18 protein-coding genes are annotated in these 18192 nt (G+C 49.2%); 4 read left to right on the top strand and 14 right to left on the bottom strand.

Annotated elements, in window-relative coordinates; genetic code table 11:
- Positions 1-50 precede the first annotated feature (50 nt).
- A complete protein-coding gene (gene nlpA, locus AB3Y96_RS06720) occupies positions 51-866 on the top strand; it encodes a lipoprotein NlpA (protein WP_367298794.1) in 816 nt (271 codons plus the stop codon).
- Positions 867-1282: 416 nt separating this feature from the next.
- On the opposite strand, the gene AB3Y96_RS06715 is transcribed toward nlpA, so the two are convergent.
- From AB3Y96_RS06715 to tam, 3 genes are all read right to left on the bottom strand, one after another.
- Positions 1283-2200 (bottom strand): DUF808 domain-containing protein, encoded by a 918-nt coding sequence (locus AB3Y96_RS06715; protein WP_367298793.1) that lies wholly within the window; start codon positions 2198-2200, stop codon positions 1283-1285.
- Between the two features lie 183 nt (positions 2201-2383).
- Positions 2384-3322 carry a D-alanyl-D-alanine endopeptidase gene (pbpG, locus tag AB3Y96_RS06710; protein WP_072308081.1) on the bottom strand — a complete coding sequence of 313 codons (939 nt, stop codon included), beginning with the start codon at positions 3320-3322 and terminating at the stop codon, positions 2384-2386.
- A 250-nt stretch (positions 3323-3572) separates the two neighbouring features.
- Positions 3573-4361: a trans-aconitate 2-methyltransferase gene (gene tam / locus AB3Y96_RS06705; RefSeq protein WP_367298792.1), complete on the bottom strand. Its 789-nt coding sequence runs from the start codon at positions 4359-4361 to the stop codon at positions 3573-3575.
- A gap of 202 nt (positions 4362-4563) precedes the next feature.
- Here tam and AB3Y96_RS06700 point away from each other — a divergent pair, with 202 nt between their 5' ends.
- Complete coding sequence (locus tag AB3Y96_RS06700) at positions 4564-5484, top strand: EamA family transporter (RefSeq protein WP_367298791.1); 921 nt, start codon at positions 4564-4566, stop codon at positions 5482-5484.
- A gap of 21 nt (positions 5485-5505) precedes the next feature.
- On the opposite strand, the gene dusC is transcribed toward AB3Y96_RS06700, so the two are convergent.
- Both dusC and AB3Y96_RS06690 read right to left on the bottom strand, forming a co-directional pair.
- Positions 5506-6450 (bottom strand): tRNA dihydrouridine(16) synthase DusC, encoded by a 945-nt coding sequence (gene dusC, locus AB3Y96_RS06695; protein WP_072308079.1) that lies wholly within the window; start codon positions 6448-6450, stop codon positions 5506-5508.
- Between the two features lie 64 nt (positions 6451-6514).
- The gene (locus tag AB3Y96_RS06690; RefSeq protein WP_367298790.1) at positions 6515-7966 is read right to left on the bottom strand and encodes a PLP-dependent aminotransferase family protein; all 1452 of its coding nucleotides are present in this window, start codon (positions 7964-7966) and stop codon (positions 6515-6517) included.
- Between the two features lie 129 nt (positions 7967-8095).
- Between AB3Y96_RS06690 and AB3Y96_RS06685 the strand changes: the two genes are divergently transcribed.
- The gene (locus AB3Y96_RS06685) at positions 8096-8524 is read left to right on the top strand and encodes a carboxymuconolactone decarboxylase family protein (RefSeq protein ID WP_072308076.1); all 429 of its coding nucleotides are present in this window, start codon (positions 8096-8098) and stop codon (positions 8522-8524) included.
- 9 nt (positions 8525-8533) lie between these two features.
- On the opposite strand, the gene AB3Y96_RS06680 is transcribed toward AB3Y96_RS06685, so the two are convergent.
- Positions 8534-9421, bottom strand: coding sequence for a LysR substrate-binding domain-containing protein (locus AB3Y96_RS06680; protein WP_367298789.1), 888 nt, complete (start codon positions 9419-9421; stop codon positions 8534-8536).
- A gap of 126 nt (positions 9422-9547) precedes the next feature.
- Between AB3Y96_RS06680 and AB3Y96_RS06675 the strand changes: the two genes are divergently transcribed.
- A complete protein-coding gene (locus AB3Y96_RS06675) occupies positions 9548-10084 on the top strand; it encodes an NAD(P)H-dependent oxidoreductase (RefSeq protein WP_367298788.1) in 537 nt (178 codons plus the stop codon).
- A 69-nt stretch (positions 10085-10153) separates the two neighbouring features.
- On the opposite strand, the gene AB3Y96_RS06670 is transcribed toward AB3Y96_RS06675, so the two are convergent.
- From AB3Y96_RS06670 to bioB, 8 genes are all read right to left on the bottom strand, one after another.
- Positions 10154-10450: a VF530 family DNA-binding protein gene (locus AB3Y96_RS06670; protein ID WP_072308073.1), complete on the bottom strand. Its 297-nt coding sequence runs from the start codon at positions 10448-10450 to the stop codon at positions 10154-10156.
- A 119-nt stretch (positions 10451-10569) separates the two neighbouring features.
- Entirely contained in the window at positions 10570-12588 is a 2019-nt protein-coding gene (gene uvrB, locus AB3Y96_RS06665; protein ID WP_025797538.1) for an excinuclease ABC subunit UvrB, read from the bottom strand.
- A gap of 952 nt (positions 12589-13540) precedes the next feature.
- A complete protein-coding gene (locus tag AB3Y96_RS06660) occupies positions 13541-14071 on the bottom strand; it encodes a helix-turn-helix transcriptional regulator (RefSeq protein ID WP_367298787.1) in 531 nt (176 codons plus the stop codon).
- A 13-nt stretch (positions 14072-14084) separates the two neighbouring features.
- Entirely contained in the window at positions 14085-14333 is a 249-nt protein-coding gene (locus tag AB3Y96_RS06655; RefSeq protein WP_367298786.1) for a hypothetical protein, read from the bottom strand.
- Positions 14334-14489: 156 nt separating this feature from the next.
- A complete protein-coding gene (bioD, locus tag AB3Y96_RS06650; RefSeq protein ID WP_367298785.1) occupies positions 14490-15197 on the bottom strand; it encodes a dethiobiotin synthase in 708 nt (235 codons plus the stop codon).
- Complete coding sequence (gene bioC / locus AB3Y96_RS06645; protein ID WP_367298784.1) at positions 15190-15957, bottom strand: malonyl-ACP O-methyltransferase BioC; 768 nt, start codon at positions 15955-15957, stop codon at positions 15190-15192. Before bioC ends, bioD begins: the two co-directional genes overlap by 8 nt.
- Complete coding sequence (bioF, locus tag AB3Y96_RS06640) at positions 15938-17092, bottom strand: 8-amino-7-oxononanoate synthase (RefSeq protein WP_367300284.1); 1155 nt, start codon at positions 17090-17092, stop codon at positions 15938-15940. Before bioF ends, bioC begins: the two co-directional genes overlap by 20 nt.
- A gap of 5 nt (positions 17093-17097) precedes the next feature.
- Complete coding sequence (gene bioB, locus AB3Y96_RS06635) at positions 17098-18135, bottom strand: biotin synthase BioB (RefSeq protein ID WP_367298783.1); 1038 nt, start codon at positions 18133-18135, stop codon at positions 17098-17100.
- Between the last annotated feature and the right edge of the window lie 57 nt (positions 18136-18192).

Below are 18192 nucleotides of genomic sequence, written 5' to 3'. Positions count from 1 at the left end.
ATTGGCGTTGCACCTTTCTCACCCCATTGAAAAACATAAGGACGGTACTCATGAAATCTGCGTTTAACGCAACGCTATTCGTTGCGCTATTTAGCACTGCTGCATTGCTCTCTGGTTGTGATCAAAAAAGCGATCAGGCTCATCATATAAAAGTGGGCGTGATTAACGGGGCTGAACAGGATGTGGCTGAAGTGGCTCAGAAAGTAGCAAAAGAAAAATATGGCCTCGACGTGGAGCTGGTTGGATTTAGTGGTTCACTGCTGCCTAACGACGCCACCGATAAAGGCGAACTCGATGCTAACGTTTTCCAACATCGCCCTTATCTCGCCGAACAAAATCAGGCGCACGGCTATAAATTAGTCGCCGTAGGCAACACCTTTGTTTTTCCGATGGCGGGCTACTCAGACAAAATCAAGACTGTCTCCGAGCTGAAAAAGGGAGATACCATCGCGATTCCAAACGATCCTACCAACTTGGGACGCGCATTATTGCTGCTGCAAAAAGAGAAGCTGATTACGGTTAAACAGGATAAAGGCCTGTTGCCAACGTCGATTGATATTACCGCCAACCCGCTCAATTTAAATATTATGGAGCTTGAAGGCGCGCAGCTTCCGCACGTGTTAAAAGATCCTAAAGTCACCGTGGCGATTATCAGCACCACCTATCTACAACAGACTGGGTTATCGCCGGTCAAAGACAGCGTATTTATTGAAGATAAAGAGTCGCCTTACGTCAATATCATCGTCACCCTCGAAGATAATAAAGACGCCGCGAATGTCCGAGACTTCGTGAAATCTTATCAATCGCCGGAGGTTGCCGCCGCGGCTCAGAAAATATTCAACGGCGGCGCCGTGCAAGGATGGTAGACCCCAATATCCTAAGCATTTGCTTTTCTTAATCTATACTCAATATGACTAACGCCCATTTAGGGCGTTTTTTTCAGCGACTAAAAATAGATAAGGAGCAGCAAATGAAAATTCTCTTATGGGTTATTGCGATTATCTTTATTGTGGGGCTGTTGACGATTACGGGCGTATTTAAGTTGATTTTTTAGGGGGGAAAACCAGAGGGTTAAGATGCCTCCGTTTGTGATGCCTTGGTGTAGGTTTTCTTTCGCCTATCAATAACCGCCTTCACATGTAACGAAGCCGAAGGCGTACGATGAGGGGCGCAGTTCATAGCGCGCGCCCCTTCAATTCTCGCGCTTTTCTCCGAGAATTCAGATGCTAGCTGGCGTTCGAAATCTTAAGCCCTATCCAGAATGCTCGGGCTATGATTAGTCTTACCCCTTCCTCGGGATCAGCTTCCCTACGCCACTTACTACCAGCAATACAATGGCCCCTGCGATAACTCCAAACACCAAATTCAGCAGCGTAGGGCCAAGGCCTGCAATCACGGTACCTACGGTGGGTAGGTCGGCTCCGCTTTCTGCTAAATGCTCAAAGTAGTGATGCACCCACGGCAAACCGTGAACGATAATCCCACCGCCGACCATAAACATTGCCGCCGTACCTACCACAGAGAGGATTTTCATCAGATACGGCGCGGCATCAACGATCCATCCGCCCAGTTTTTTTGCCAGCGCCGAGCTTTTTTTGCTCATCCACAGGCCTAAATCATCAAGCTTCACAATGCCTGCAACGATACCGTAAACACCCAGCGTCATCACAATAGCAATACCACTGAGCACGATTACCTGCTGGATGAAAGGGGCACCGGCCACCGTGCCGAGCGTAATCGCCACAATTTCGGCAGAGAGAATAAAATCGGTGCGTATGGCCCCTTTTATTTTGGCCTTTTCGTAGGCGCGTAGATCATCAGGCACCTTCTCTTCGGCTTTTGGCTGATGTTTTTCCTCTTTGCCGTGCAACATTTTATGCGCCAGTTTCTCAAAACCTTCGTAGCACAAGAATGCCCCACCTAGCATCAGCAAAGGGGTTATCGCCCACGCGGCAAAAGCGCTGATCAGCAAGGCCAGCGGCACTAAAATGACTTTGTTGAGCAGAGATCCCTTTGCCACTGCCCACACCACCGGCAGTTCTCGTTCAGCCGAAACGCCGGTGACCTGCTCTGCGTTCAGGGCTAAATCATCGCCTAAAACCCCGGCGGTTTTACGAGCGGCCATTTTGCTCATCAGCGCAACGTCGTCTAACACTGAAGCAATATCATCTAATAACGTTAGTAAGCTACCACCAGCCACATTGAAATCCTTAAGCTTTAATCACTGAGATAATGATAGGGGCTAGGGGTAAAAATGTCGCGTTAATCTCAAAATCACCTTTATGCATAAAAAAACGGCAGAGGTTTTAGCCTCTGCCGTGCTTATCGTGTGCAGGAAAACTATCAGCACCGATTAATGCTCAAAACGATTTATTTTTGAGAGCTATTTATTATCAGCCACCTGTACGCTACCGTGCAGGCCTTTCTGTTTTTTATAGCTCAGCGCAGCCGCAGGAACCGGCGATGCTTTACCGGTTAACATCCAATCTCGCAGGCGGTTAGCATCGGCAAAATGGGTATATTTTCCGAAAGCATCCAGCACCACCAGCGCCACCTGACGACCACCGATAGTGGTACGCATCGCCAAGCAATGACCGGCCTGATTCGTAAAGCCGGTCTTAGTCAGTTGGATTGCCCATTTATCATTACGAACCAAATGGTTGGTATTGTTAAATGTTTCGGTATAAACCGGGTTTGAGAAAGTCACCGACTTCGTTTCTGTGGTGCTCAGCTCGCTAATTAACGGGTAGTTTTTGCTCGCCGTCAGCAGCTTGGTTAAATCCCTCGCCGTTGACACGTTGTTCACAGAAAGCCCGGTGGGCTCAACGTAACGCGTATGAGTCATGCCCAGCGAACGCGCTTTAGCATTCATCGCTTTAATAAAGGCGTTATAGCCGCCCGGATAATGATGGGCCAGACTCGCCGCCGCACGGTTTTCAGACGACATGAGCGCCATTAACATCATTTGACGACGGCTGACCTCACTTCCCACGCGCACCCGAGAGAAAACGCCTTTCAGCTCTTTGGTATTGTGGATATCCACCGAAATCACTTCATCCATCGCCGGCTTAGCATCTAACGCTACCATTGCTGTCATCAGTTTAGTGATTGAAGCAATAGGCACCTGCACGTCTGGGTTACTCGAATAAATGACGCTATGGGTTTTTAAATCCACCACCATTGCACTGCCTGACGCTAATACCAAAGAAGAAGCATTATGCGTTGTTGGCGCGTTCTCACTTGCAAGCACGTTTGGAACGCAGGCCACGCTGCTGCCTAAAAGCAACAGGCTTAATAAGGAATATCGGAGTTTTACAGGCATGATCACGTATCAATCAAATGTTCGATAACACCGAGGGCAGCATAAAATAGTGTGCTTAAATCCTCGGAACGCTGCTTGCCGCGCCACACAAGGGATACAGGCCGACAAGCTGGCGATAATCATACTCTTAACGTGAATGTTTCAGCTACGAGAAGATGTAATAATTATGTTTCTGGTTGTGAGTTCAATATTCAGATCGTCATCCAGTTTTTGACTAACAATAATGAATACTATCTCCCCCCCAGCATGGCTATATCGCCCCGTTCTCCACATTGCGCGCCACAATAAACAGGCGAGGAAATGCCAATAACACCTTTCCATCGGCACGTGGTGTATAGACTTGCTCGAGCTCGAATAAATAACGACGAAGAAACTCTGGTCGCTGACTCTCGTTGAGTTTATCGAGGAAGGGACGCAATCCGGTGGAACTTAACCAATCAATGATTGCAGAGGCCGATGGCATAACGTGGTAATAGGTGGTGCGCCAAATATCGACGTTACACCCCTGTAGCGCCAGCAGATCGTAATACTCCTCGGTAGTCAGCAGTTTCTTACGTACCGATTCAGCCTCACCATTCAGACTTTCCCATGGCCCTTCCGCCGCCACCTTTCGCATCAGTGCATGAGAAGGCTGGTTGAGATTGTCTGGCATTTGAATGGCCAGAACCCCATTATCCGCCAGCTGCGCGACCAAATGAGGCAACAGGGTTTCATGATCCAACACCCACTGCAAAGCCGCGTTGGCATAGATCACGTCCTGCGCTTCTTCGGGCTGCCAATGGCTAATATCCGATTGTACAAACGTACACTGCGGTAATCGTTCTTGCGCTTTTTTGAGCATATTGAGCGAGGTATCTACGCCGGTCACCTGCGCCGTTGACCACGCCTGCGCTAAGAGCGCCGTGCTGTTACCTGGCCCGCAGCCTAAATCGCTAACCCGCGTAGCGTGAGGATGATTAATTCTGGCAAGCAGTTCACGCGCTGGACGCGTTCTTTCCGCCTCAAAGCGTAAATACAGTTCGGGATCCCAATCGCTCATGACGTTTTCCTTTAAGCAGAATCTTCTGTTGGATAGTCAAATTTATGGTTTGCCACGCGTCTAAGCAGGCTAACAGCGCCGCCTTTCTCTTTATTCGGAACATATCCCGTTCACGGGTATCTCGCCTTGATGACTTTAGCTATAGTTTCGCATCCAAGCCAGTAAGAAAACGCAAAAAAGCGCGCCCTTTCAAGGAGTCATAATGTCCATTAAAGATATGTTATTAGCCCTGTGTGTCGTCGTTATCTGGGGGGTAAACTTTGTGGTCATCAAGGTGGGCTTGCACGGCATGCCACCTTTGCTCCTCGGCGCACTGCGTTTTATTCTGGTTGTGTTTCCGGCGATATTCTTTGTACCACGGCCAAAAATCCCATTGAAAGGGATTGTTATTTATGGGCTTACCATCAGCTTCGCACAGTTTGCCTTTTTGTTCTGCGCCATCAATCTAGGTATGCCGTCTGGTATTGCCTCCGTCGTATTGCAATCGCAGGTGTTCTTTAGCGTTTTGCTTGGCGCATTGATTCTTGGTGAGAAAATCAAACGCAGTCAGGTCGTCGGCATTCTTATGGCTGCGGTAGGCATGCTGGTACTCGCTAAAGGTGGTATGACGGGAAGCTTAACCAACATTCCCTTAATCGCCCTGCTCTTTACGCTGGCGGCGGGATTCTCATGGGCATGCGGCAACATTACCAACCGTTCTATCATGCAAAATGCGGGCAAGACCAGCATTATGTCTTTGGTGGTGTGGAGCGCTTTGGTGCCCATTTTACCTTTTTTACTGTGTTCGTGGCTGTTCGAAGGACAAACCGTTATTGAAAGCAGCGTGCTGAATATTGGCATTCCGACCGTTCTGGCCCTGTGCTATATCGCGTTTCTTTCCACTCATGTTGGCTATGGACTATGGGGAAGCTTGCTGACCCGTTATGAAACGTGGCGCGTAACGCCGTTCGCTTTGCTGGTACCCGTGGTTGGATTAACCAGCGGCGCACTCATTTTAGGCGAGCGAATTTCGACTCTACAGATCTATGGCTTGCTGCTCATCATGCTGGGATTATTGGTGAATGTTTTTGGCGGAAAACTGATGGCTAAGCGGACACGCTGCCCAGCCATTGAGAAAGAGTAGTTAGCGAAAGAGTAGTTAGCGCTATAGACGCTCTATTGTGCGGGCAATATCTGCTGAGGTTTTCAGCGCACGGATTTCACTGAAGACCTCTGAAGCTTCAGCATATTCTTTACGCAAATACCCCAGCCACTGCTTAATGCGAGCGACATGATATAGCCCGGTGTCGCCCTGCTTCTCAAGCCGCACATATTTTTTGAGTAGCTGCATCACCTCAGACCACGGCATTTTAGGTGCATTTTGTTTAATGACACGGCTCAGATTCGGCACGTTTAGCGCTCCACGGCCAATCATCACTGAATCGCAGCCGGTGGCCGCCATGCAATCTTGCGCGCTTTGCCAATCCCAAATTTCACCGTTCGCGATCACGGGAATACTCAGACGTTGACGAATTTCGCCAATCGCTGCCCAATTAATTTTATCGGCCTTATAACCATCTTCTTTGGTACGTCCATGCACGGTAATTTCGGTTGCACCCGCTTGCTGTACCGCATCGGCAATTTCAAACTGACGCGCGCCCGAATCCCAGCCAAGACGCACCTTCACCGTGACGGGTAAATGTGACGGTACCGCTTCACGCATCGCTTTGGCGCCGAGATAAATCATCTCAGGATCTTTGAGTAACGTCGCGCCGCCGCCGCTGCCGTTGACCATTTTCGAGGGGCAGCCACAGTTCAAATCCACGCCCCACGACCCAAGCTCAACGGCACGCGCCGCATTTTCCCCCAACCACTGAGGATGCTGTCCCAATAACTGCACGCGCACTGGGGTTCCTGAAGGCGTTAGGCTTTGATTCGCCAGTTCGGGGCAAAGACGATAATAGACTTTTTCAGGCAGCAGGCTGTCCACCACGCGCACAAATTCGGTGATGCAGAGATCGTAATCATTCACTTCGGTCAGCAGTTCACGCACCAAAGAGTCGAGAACCCCTTCCATCGGCGCTAAGAGCACCCGTTTTACTGTCTGCATAAATCAGCCTGCATAATCATCGTTATTATTAGCGCCTAAATTTGAGGCGCAAATGGTACTGAGTTCAGCGCTCACTCGCAACGGGAGAACAACGCGCCAGCACATTCAACAATAATTCCACCCATTGCCGTGCCATTGCTTCGCTCTCAACGTTGGTAAATCCTAATATTAGTCCGTGAGAAGAATTTTCAGCGCCATGATACCAAACGCTGAGTGCCTCCAACGCAAGCCCCTGTACCCGCGCCTCTCTTTCAACCAAAGCATCATCGAAACATTCGGGTAACCGCACCAGCAAATGCATACCGCCAGCCTGAAGCTCGGTGGTTAGCCGATAACGCGTCTGTCGTTGTAATGCCTGCACCAGCCAAATTCGGCGTTGAGCATACAAACTTCGCATTTTTTTTAGATGACGATAAAACTGCCCAGAATAAATAAACTGCGCGGTAGTAGCCTGCATGAGCGTGGGACACACACAGGGATACGTTCGCATAGTCTGATGAAATTGAGGTAGTAGAGATTCCGGCACCACCACATAAGCAATACGCAACCCCGGAAATAGCACCTTGCTAAAAGTGCCGACGTACAGCACGCGCTCCAGCTGATCTAAGCTTTTCAGCGCCGGTAGCGGATGCCCTTGGTAGTGAAATTCGCCGTCATAGTCATCTTCAATGATCCAGCTTTGCTGGCGTTGCGCCCACGCTAAAAGCTGCATGCGTCGTGGCAGGCTAAGTCCTAAACCAAGCGGGCTTTGATGTGCTGGCGTCACCAGCGCTGCGCGTGCCTGTGGATGATCGCGCACGCCTTTTTCCACGCACAACCCCTGTTCATCAACCGGAATAGGCACGGTACTAACACCAAAATCTTGCAACACATGCCACGGGAACGGAAAACAGGGTTCTTCTAACCAAACTTCATCCCCGCGTTTTAATAAGGCATTTGCAATCAGTGACAGTACAGAACGATATCCTGCCGCGATAAATATCTGATGCGCTGCGCAGCGAATACCGCGCGAGATGTGCAAATATCCGGCTAACGCCTCCCGCAGCGCAAGAAAACCTTGAGGTGCAGGATGAGAGAGCTCTTCCCGCCGGGTCTGGCGCGCGCACTGACTTAATAGACGGTTCCATTGTCCTAAAGGAAATGCATCCAAAGCAGGTGCGCCAAGTTGAAACGGCAACAGCTGTGAAGAAGGCAAAGGCATACCGGCATGGCGAGGTGTTTCTAATATCGGTTTAGGTATCTCAATGTTTTTCGCTATATTTAGCCGCCGAGAAACCCGCGTTCCGCCCTGTTGGCTATTTTCGATATATCCTTCACCGCTCAGCAATCCATAAGCGGCCTCAACGGTGCCACGGGCAACGTTTAAATCGCTGGCCAAACCACGCAGTGAAGGCAACCGCTCACCTGGAGCCAGTACCCCATCGGCAATCGCCATCTTAATACGTTGATAAATTTGGCGATAAATTGGCTCTTTTGCTGAATGGTCTACGACGAGGAAAGGATGAGGTGCCGCCATAACATGGCCTATAAAAATAGTAATAATATGGCTCTATATACTAGGCCATATTGAGCGTAAAGTCGCTTTATCAAACCATGACAGCGATGCTCTTTGGTGCTGTTCAAATGTATTTTACGGAGAATAAACATGTCACATCTGCGTCTCGCCTACGGCAAACTTTCCCCTGAGGCCTACAACGGCTTAATTCAAACCAGCATGGCATTAAGCAAAAGCTCATTAGGCCATCTGGTTGAACTTGTTTACCTGCGCATTTCCCAGATCAACGGCTGCGCATTTTGCTTGGATATGCACAGCACGGCGCTGCGTAAAGCCGGTTACAGCCAACATAAAATGGATGTTTTATCTGGTTGGCGTATGGCAGAAGCGTTCGACGCGCGTGAACGTGCGGCGTTAGATTGGGCTGAAGCTGTTACGCATATTTCATACTGCGGAACATCGGATGAATTATTTGCGACGTTGAAAGAACACTTTAACGATACTGAAATTGCTGACTTAACTTTTGCCATTAGCCTCATGAACGCCTTCAACCGTATGGCAATCAGCATGCGTCAGTAACGCCTACTTTCACGCAGGGAAATGGGTTAACACAAAGTCAACCCACGCTCTGACCCTTGGCGGCAAATCCGCCGAGGGATACCAGATATGCATGGAACGCGCTTGCGGCCAAAAAGGCTCCAGAATCGGTATTAAACGCCCACTGTGAAAGTGTTCCTCAAGATACCAATCCGCCAAACACACAATACCCATATGACTTAGCGCTGCATCCACCAAACAGTCTGGCGATGTGGCAATAAATGACGCTTGCTGCTCGTTCACGCTGCCTTCGTGATCCCACCACGTCATCAGCTTTCCGCTACCTGAATTTCGATGTATCAGGCGGCAATGCGAGAGGAGATCGCCTAGCGTTTGTGGCGTGCCAAAACGCGCTAAATACTCAGGAGATGCCGCCATTTTGCTGTAGGCCATACACATTTCACGCCCCACCAATCGGCTGTCGGTGGCGGTGCGTTGGCCAATCGCCACATCTATATTCTCACCGATAAGATTCACTAAACGCGGCTCCATCTCGAGATCGATGGTCACCTTAGGAAAGCGTTGACTGAATAGAGGGAGTAGTGGCATCAGTCGATGGCGACCAAAACCGGGGATTACGCTCACGCGAACTAACCCTGAGGGTTCTTCACTCAGCTTTCGATCGTCTAATTCCTGATTTAAAGCCTGCCATAATGGCGTTATCCGACGGCGAAAATCCGTCCCCTCTTCAGTCAGCATGACAAAATGCGTGTTGCGCGCAAATAAGCGAATATTTAAACGCATTTCTAATGCCCGAACATTCTTACTCACCGCCGCTGCGCTAATGCCCAATTGACGCGCCGCGGCGGAAAAGCTTTGCGCCTCTGCCGAGGCCAAAAAAGCGGGGATTAATCGATACACGTCTACAGGCAATGCCATGCTTTTAACCTTAGGTTGAAACAGATTTACTGTTTTACAGGCTACACCACCGCGCAAAGAAATGAAAAAATACCCACATCGCGAACGTTATCATCTCGCTATCATTGAAATCACAAGAGAAAATCTATGAAAAAAGTGCTGGTATTAGCTGCGCATCGTTTTCCCGATCAATCACGCATCAGCCATGCTGCGATTGATGCATTGAAAACTCAGAAAAACGTCACGGTGAATGAGCTTATGCGTCACTATCCTGATTACAACATCGACGTAGAACGCGAACAAAAATTGCTCGTTGAGCACGATATTGTGGTGATGCTCTTCCCCTTCTATTGGTATAGCTCTCCGGCGATTTTAAAAGAGTGGCAAGATGCCGTATTAACTTATGGTTTTGCCTATGGCAGCCAAGGCAACGCATTACATGGCAAATCGCTGATGATCGCGACCTCTACAGGAGGTAATGCGCAGGCGTACACCGCCGAGGGGTACAACCGCTACCCTGTTGAAAGCCTTTTATTACCGTTTAACAACATAAGTCATTTGGTTGGCATGCATTGGCTAGATCCGTATTTGATTCAGGGTGCCAACGATATTACCGATCAATTAATTGATACTGGTGTGAATGGATTACTGAGCAGAATCCATGAATTACAAAACGCCGACTGATTTTTAAAGCTGTCATCCTCTGCGCTGGAGGATGACAGACCAAACTCGTCTTATTCAAAATAAGCGGTTTTAAGAGGGTTTCTTCTCTTCCCATTTACCCCAAGGATTTGGCTCCGAGACTTGGGCCTCTTGGCTGGCAGCAGGAGTGTCCGCCAGTGAATCAATATACAGCTCTTCCACTTTTTGCCGAGCCCATGGGGTGCGACGCAAAAACTTCAGGCTAGATTTAATGCTGGGATCGCTTTTGAAGCAGTTAATGCTGATAATCTTCGCCAACTCAGCCCAGCCATAACGCTCCACCAGTGATGTCAGCAAAGCTTCCAGCGTGATGCCATGCAAAGGGTCTTTAGAAGTTTGGGCGTTCATGAAAATTCCTGTCGGCAATGGACTCTTTACGAGTTTAAAAAATTTTCGCACACCATACTGACTGCGGCCTGAGAGTGCAAGCCGCTGACATATTGAAGTGCCCAGCGGCTTTATGGGTATTAAGACATCGCAATGAACTGATCGCGCAACGCCTGAATATCGTCCCTCAGGCTCGCCGCCTCTTCAAACTCAAGGTTCTGAGCATGTTTATACATCTGTGCTTCCAGATCGCGAATTTTCTGCTCGATCTGTTTTGGCGAAAGCGCTTGATAGGCCGCAGAAGACTCAGCGGCTTTACTGCTTCGCCCATGCTTCCCTTTGCCGCGTGACGATGCTTCACCCAGTTGGAGAATATCGGAAACTTTCTTATTCAGCGCCTGTGGTGTGATGCCATGCTCAAGGTTATACGCTTCCTGTTTTGCACGACGACGCTCCGTTTCACCAATCGCTTTCTCCATGGAGTTGGTGATGCGATCGCCATAAAGAATCGCTTTACCATTCAGGTTACGTGCCGCACGGCCAATCGTCTGAATCAGCGAACGCTCTGAGCGCAGGAAGCCTTCTTTGTCTGCATCTAAAATCGCGACCAGAGAGACCTCTGGCATATCGAGCCCCTCACGAAGAAGGTTGATACCGACCAGAACATCAAACTCACCGAGACGGAGATCGCGGATGATCTCCACACGTTCAACGGTATCGATATCCGAATGCAGATAGCGAACCCGTACGCCGTGTTCGTCGAGATATTCGGTTAAGTCCTCCGCCATTCGCTTGGTCAACGTAGTGACCAGCACACGCTCATTAATTGCCTCACGAATACGAATTTCAGAGAGCAAATCGTCAACCTGTGTGGCAACCGGGCGCACCTCAATTAATGGATCAAGCAAACCGGTCGGGCGCACAACCTGATCGACAATATCGCTACCCGATTTTTCGAGCTCATAATTACCCGGCGTTGCAGACACATAGATGGTTTGCGGTGCCAAGGCCTCAAACTCTTCAAAACGCATTGGGCGGTTATCAAGCGCCGAGGGGAGGCGGAATCCATACTCCACCAGCGTCTCTTTACGTGCTCGGTCGCCGCGGTACATACCGCCAATTTGAGGAATGGTTACGTGGGATTCATCAATCACCAACAGTCCATCAGCAGGAAGATAATCAAACAACGTTGGCGGAGCTTCACCCGGCTTACGCCCAGAGAGATAGCGAGAATAGTTTTCAATGCCCGAGCAGTAGCCTAATTCGTTCATCATTTCGAGATCGAACTGCGTACGCTGCGTCAATCGCTGCTCTTCCAGCAGCTTGTTGTTGGCCAACAGCACCTTACGTCGCTCCGCCAAATCCACCTTAATATCTTCCATCGCCTGCAGGATGCGTTCACGCGGCGTTACGTAATGCGTTTTTGGGTACACGGTAAAACGCTGAACTTCTTGGATTAGCTGGCCTGTTAATGGGTCGAACAGCGATAAGCGTTCCACTTCCTCATCAAACAGCTCAACGCGTAGGGCTTCATCCTCAGATTCAGCGGGGAAAATATCAATCACTTCACCGCGAACTCGGAAGGTACCGCGCTGAAAGGCCTGATCGTTGCGCGCGTATTGTAGCTCGGATAAACGACGTAAGATGGCTCGCTGATCGATGATCATACCGCGCGTTAAATGCAGCATCATTTTCAGATAGGCATCAGGATCGCCCAAACCGTAAATAGCTGAAACCGAAGCGACAACAATGACATCTTTGCGCTCAAGTAGTGCTTTAGTCGCTGAAAGCCGCATTTGTTCAATATGTTCGTTTACCGAGGAGTCTTTCTCGATAAAGGTATCCGAGCTCGGTACATAGGCCTCAGGCTGGTAATAGTCGTAATAGGAGACAAAATATTCCACGGCATTTTCTGGGAAAAACTGCTTCATTTCGCCATAAAGCTGTGCCGCCAACGTTTTGTTTGGTGCCATGACCATGGTTGGACGGTTGAGATCGGCAATCACATTGGCAATCGTAAACGTCTTACCTGAACCCGTTACGCCCAGCAGCGTTTGATGTGCCAAACCATTTTCTAAACCTGCCTCTAAACGACGAATCGCCTCAGGCTGGTCGCCGTCTGGCTTGAATGCAGAATGCAATTTGAACGTTTTACTCATGAATCAATACCTTGCTTAAATGCATTTGTCTTTTAGAAGGGCCATGGCATTTTCGAATGCTTAATCGTCCGACATTGATTATGGAAGGCCTACCCAATTTTTCCACTGACTCTGTATATCCCTTGCTAGGGATTTCTTCACACAATCAGAAAATCATGTTCACCGTACTGCGAGAAGAGGAAAGCTATGATACTGGATATAAAACCAGCTTTAAACCTTATCTGCACCGTTTTGTATATTTCCCCACGCTATGTCACCGCCTTAAACAACTGCCAAAAACCTAAAATTACATCCGTTTTACAATTTTCACCTACCGGTGACATTTATCCCCAACGCGGCTCGCGAATTAACTTTTTTAGCCTGCACTTGTCAAGGCCGTTTTGTTGCGCAACGCGATTCTTTATCTAGTGCTTGATTTTAAATAACCCATTGAATAAAAACAGTTTTAAAATATAGTTATCATATCAACCAAAGCGTGCGAAAGCCGCTCTGGCTCTGGACTTTGAGGAGTTCTCTAAACCTAATGCACAAGGTTATCCACAGGAATAGTGGATAACTTGCACCACTCCGCTTGGCGCTTGAGTTACGGAAAAATGACAATCTGTCAGTAAATCGATGCCGGAGTCCTTTTTTTAGTTAATTTTTTAGCTATTTTTTCTTTTTGATATACTTATTCGCACTAACAAAAGTGCTTGCTAGGGTAACTTATTTCGTCATCCGAGGATTCAGCGCTTGATCTTTTATTCCCTTAATGAACTATGCTTGCACCGCTGTGTTTTTTTTGAGCACCTCCATAGTGCGGAATTTATCAGCATTTTTTTGCTCTCTTTTTAGGGTTTCATTCGCTCTTATTAAGATTGACCAACAGCGATTCAAACAATGAATCCATTCATGCTTTTGTTGTTAATGTTTTGTACGGGAAATGACTTTTTGGTTGCAGTGTTCTCAACCGCTATTTTCTTAGCCAGCCAGAAATCTCTCGCTGAAAACCGCTATCAGCTTCGTTGATGGCACGATGTAAATTGCACTGCATATTGACCGCTGCCAGCTCTAATAACCGGGGGTCTATAGTGTAGTTTTTAACATCTCTTAACCATGTCAGAACGCTAGCAAGATGCCAAATGGACGTTTTCCCCTGATGCAGAGGGGCAGGGAAACTAATCCCTCCTTGCTCCATTAATTTACGCATATTTTGGCGAGAAAAACCCAAACGCTCGGCAATATCCGTTAGGCCAACAAAATCAGGCGCAGCCTCACACAGTACGGCATGTGGCATTACGCTCAACACATCTTGAATAGCCGTCGATATCGCCTCATTGGCATCCTCGGCCGTGCGACAAAAGTTCATGGCAATACGACCAGCAACCCCTACACCGATGGTGGCATCGGTGCAACCTGCCGCGCCTAATACCTCAAGATAGTTTGCTGGTTCATCATTCTGATCTGGCAAAGAAAAAATGAGTGTAAATTCATAATCCTTCATGTTCTATCCTCAGTTATTGCTTGGCGTGATGAGCGCAATGCTCAACGATTTTTTTTAACTGGCGCGCATGGTTTTCCACATTCTTTGGCGTAGACCAAATGCACGTAATGCAAAACTCACCGCAACGGCACTTCTCCTGCGGATAGGGGCAATACATTTTCCCCCACGCATGACTGCCGCCCACTTCAATGCGCCAGCCGTTCAACTCAACAAAATTAAGCGCCTGTTCAATTTCCTTTTTAGGATGTGCCGCTCTGCTCATTTTCTGCTCCAAGCTTAAAAAAACACCATTAAGTTGTCAAGTGACAACCTTCATTTAAGTCAGAGCAAAATACACGACATAAAAACAGACCAACAGAGGGAGTTAAGAAGACTGGAATCCGCTACGCAAAATAGTTTTGCGTAGCGTTGTATTACATTAATTCAGGGAAGGGAGATCCAAATATGCCGCGAGCGCTTTCGCATCGGCGTGCGGGATATGGGGGATTTCACCCAAGCATGGCGCGGGTAATAATCGCTTGAGCGTTGCCATATATTCAGCGTGGCGTTTTCCTGGCTCTACCACACAGTTAGCCACCCACCCGCCCAACCTTAAACCAGATTGCGCAACTGCCTGTGCCGTAAGCAAAGCGTGATTAATACAGCCAAGTTTTACGCCCACAACGAGGATCACCGGAAGCTGTTCTCGAATCACCCATTGCGCAAAAGACGTGGTCTCACTGAGCGGCGTGAACCACCCTCCTGCGCCCTCTACCAGCGTCCAATTCGACTTTTTGCGCAACGCCATCAGCCCCTTTGACATCACATCAAATTCGATCGGTCGATTTTCATCAGCGCTAATAATGTGTGGCGACGTTGGCTCTTCAAAAGTATACGGATTCACTTCTTCATAGCTGACAGATATTGAAGAGGCCGCTTGTAAAGCAAGCGCATCGGTGTTTCGCAGTTTTCCCTCATGCCATTCACTGCCAGAAGCTACGGGTTTATATCCAACCGTGCCTTTTCCTTGCAGAGTCGCGGCTTCCAATAGCGCGCTACTGACGACCGTTTTTCCCACTTCAGTGTCAGTTCCGGTAACAAACCATGCCTCGTTTAAGCAAGGCAGGTCATATGTCTTTTCATTCACAATGCAAAACTCCGATGACCAACTGATAACTCAAAGGCAGACCTTCGGCCTGTTGAGGATAAACACGGGCAAGGTGCGCAAAACGCCCACGGCTAGTTAGCCCTGAGTCTCGACCTTGGTGTAAATGCGTAGCACCAATGCCTTTGAGTGACTTCATTAAGGTAATCACATCAGGATAAAATTCAGTCTCATGGATTAACTGTAAATCATGTGGAAATGGCTCGCAGGCCAGTTTAATGGCGTCAAATGCTAAAAACTGGTTAACATGGGTTTGGCCATCCACTTGCCGCCAAGCTTGAGCTAACTCCGTGAGGGAACCTTGGGCCAACGTTGAGAACACCACTTTTCCCCCAGGCTTAACGACGCGGCACATCTCAGTCAATGCAGAACCTAAAGAACCACACCACTGAATAGCCAGATTGCTAAAACAGAGATCGACACTGTTATCCGATAACGGAATGTGTTCAATATCAGCAAGGAGATATTCATCCGCGCTATCTAAAGCTCGCGATTTCTCAAGCATACCCTCAGCTAAATCGAGAGAGATAACCTGTGAACCTGCGCGGCGGAACTCACGGCTAAAAACGCCGGTACCGCAGCCCGCATCCAGCACTTTCAGGCCTGAGAGGTTATCGAGCTGAGCTAAAAGCAATTCTCCGCACCGCCGCTGAAAACCGGCAACGGCGTCGTAGCTGTCTGCTGCGCGGCTAAATGCCGCCGCCACCGCAGATTTATTGACGCTATATGCGTGCAGTGACATGCAGCGCCTCCAATAAACGGTTTATATCCTGCGTGCTATGCGCTGCGCTGAGGGTAATTCGCAGCCGTGCGGTTCCGGGTGGAACCGTTGGCGGACGAATAGCGCTGACCCAAATCCCCTGCTCACGCAGTTGCTGAGCTAAATTCAGCGCAGCCTGATTCTCACCGACAATCACGGGCTGAATCGCTGAGCTGGAATCCATCAACGTTAAGCCTAAATCGTTTAATCCCTGACGAAGCTGCGCTACGTTATGATTTAGTTGGCTGCGTAGCTCATCACCGTCACGCACACGACGCAGCGCAGCCGTGAGCGCACAGGCCTGAGCGGGAGGCATGCTGGTGCTGTATATCAAGTGGCGCGCAAACTGGATGAAATACTCAGCAACGGCATCAGAACACAAAACGGCGGCGCCGCTGAGCCCGAAGGCTTTGCCAAATGTCACCACCAGCAATTCCGGTTTCACCTTCTGTGCATCGCAGGTGCCGCGCCCCTGCTCACCGCACACGCCAATACCGTGTGCATCATCCACCAGCAGCCACGCCCCTGCGCGTTGACTTTGTTGATGCAGAGCCGCCAACGGCGCACTATCGCCACCCATGCTGAACACGCCTTCAGTCACCACCAGCGCTCGTCCTTCCCTATCGCTGTTCAGCAGTTTGTTGAGGGAATCTGGTTGGTTATGTTGAAAACGTCGCAGCGTTGCTGGGGATTGGATGGAAGCTTCCATCAGCGACGCATGGCTGAGCTTATCAGCAAAGATGCCGTCGCCTTTTTGCATCAGCGCGGCGATAACGGCCTGATTGGCCGCATACCCCGAGATAAACAGCAAGGCACGCGGATAATCTAACCATGCGGCGAGCTGTTGTTCTAATTCCGCATGCGCAGTGGTGAAACCCGTGACATGTCCAGAACCCGCACTGCCTACGCCATAGCGCTCAGCGCCTTGTTGCCACGCGTTGATAACCGATTTATCGCGGCTAAGGCCAAGATAGTCGTTAGATGAGAAATTGAGATACGATCGCCCATTCACATGGATTTCACGCCCGCTGCCCGTTTCACTCACGATCCGCGAACGATAGGCTCCGGCTAAGTGACGCTCAGCCAGCGCATTCTCGATATGCTGTTGAAAATTCATCATGATTACACGGCGGCGTTATAAAACTGATCCGTATCGGCATGCAGCAATTGTTCGGTGAGGTGCTGCTGTTGCTGATTGTCGCCGTGTTCAGTTTCGGTCAACTGAGGATTCAGCCCCAGTTTGCGGAATAGCTGAACATCTTTATCTTCACCCGGATTCGGCGTGGTAAGCAGCTTGCAGCCGTAGAAAATGGAGTTGGCTCCCGCCATAAAACACATGGCCTGAGTTTGCTCATTCATTTGCTCACGACCAGCTGAAAGACGCACGTAAGACGTTGGCATCATGATGCGCGCGACGGCAATGGTACGAATGAAATCAAAGGCATCCACATCGTCGTTATCCGCTAACGGCGTTCCTTTGACCTTAACCAACATATTAATCGGCACACTTTCCGGCGCTTTAGGCAAATTCGCTAGCTGTGTAAGCAGGCCGGCTCTATCACGTACGGTTTCACCGAGTCCAACAATGCCACCTGAACAGACTTTAATACCGGCATCGCGCACTTTTCCCAGCGTATCCAAACGCTCCTGATAGCTGCGGGTCGTGATAATGCTGCCGTAAAATTCCGGCGAGGTGTCGAGGTTGTGATTGTAATAATCCAACCCCGCATCGGCTAAGCGGTTAGCTTGTTGGTCGGATAGCGTTCCGAGCGTCATGCAGGTCTCCATCCCCATTTCTTTGACGCCCTGCACCATTTGCTCAAGGTATGGCATATCGCGATCGTGCGGGTTTTTCCATGCCGCGCCCATGCAGAATCGCGTGGAACCGGCTGCTTTAGCCTGTCGCGCAGAATCAAGAACCTGCTGCACTTCCATCAGTTTTTCGGTTTCCAATCCCGTTTTATAGCGCGAGCTTTGTGGGCAGTATTTGCAATCTTCAGGGCAAGCACCGGTTTTAATCGAAAGCAGCGTGCTTACCTGCACCTGACGCGGGTCAAAATGTTGGCGGTGAACCTGCTGAGCCTCAAACATTAACTCGAGGAACGGCTTTGCAAACAGAGCTTGGGCTTGCTCTAATGTCCAGTGATGACGATCTGCCATGATGGCAACTCCCTATTCAATTTGAGGGGAAAAAGTGTCGTCAGTTTAGAAAAAAGC

This window comes from Hafnia alvei (assembly GCF_964063325.1).
In the GTDB taxonomy this organism is placed as follows: domain Bacteria; phylum Pseudomonadota; class Gammaproteobacteria; order Enterobacterales; family Enterobacteriaceae; genus Hafnia; species Hafnia alvei_B.
The sequence above is the reverse complement of the archived record's forward strand: the minus strand, read 5'-3'. Positions and strand labels throughout refer to the sequence as shown.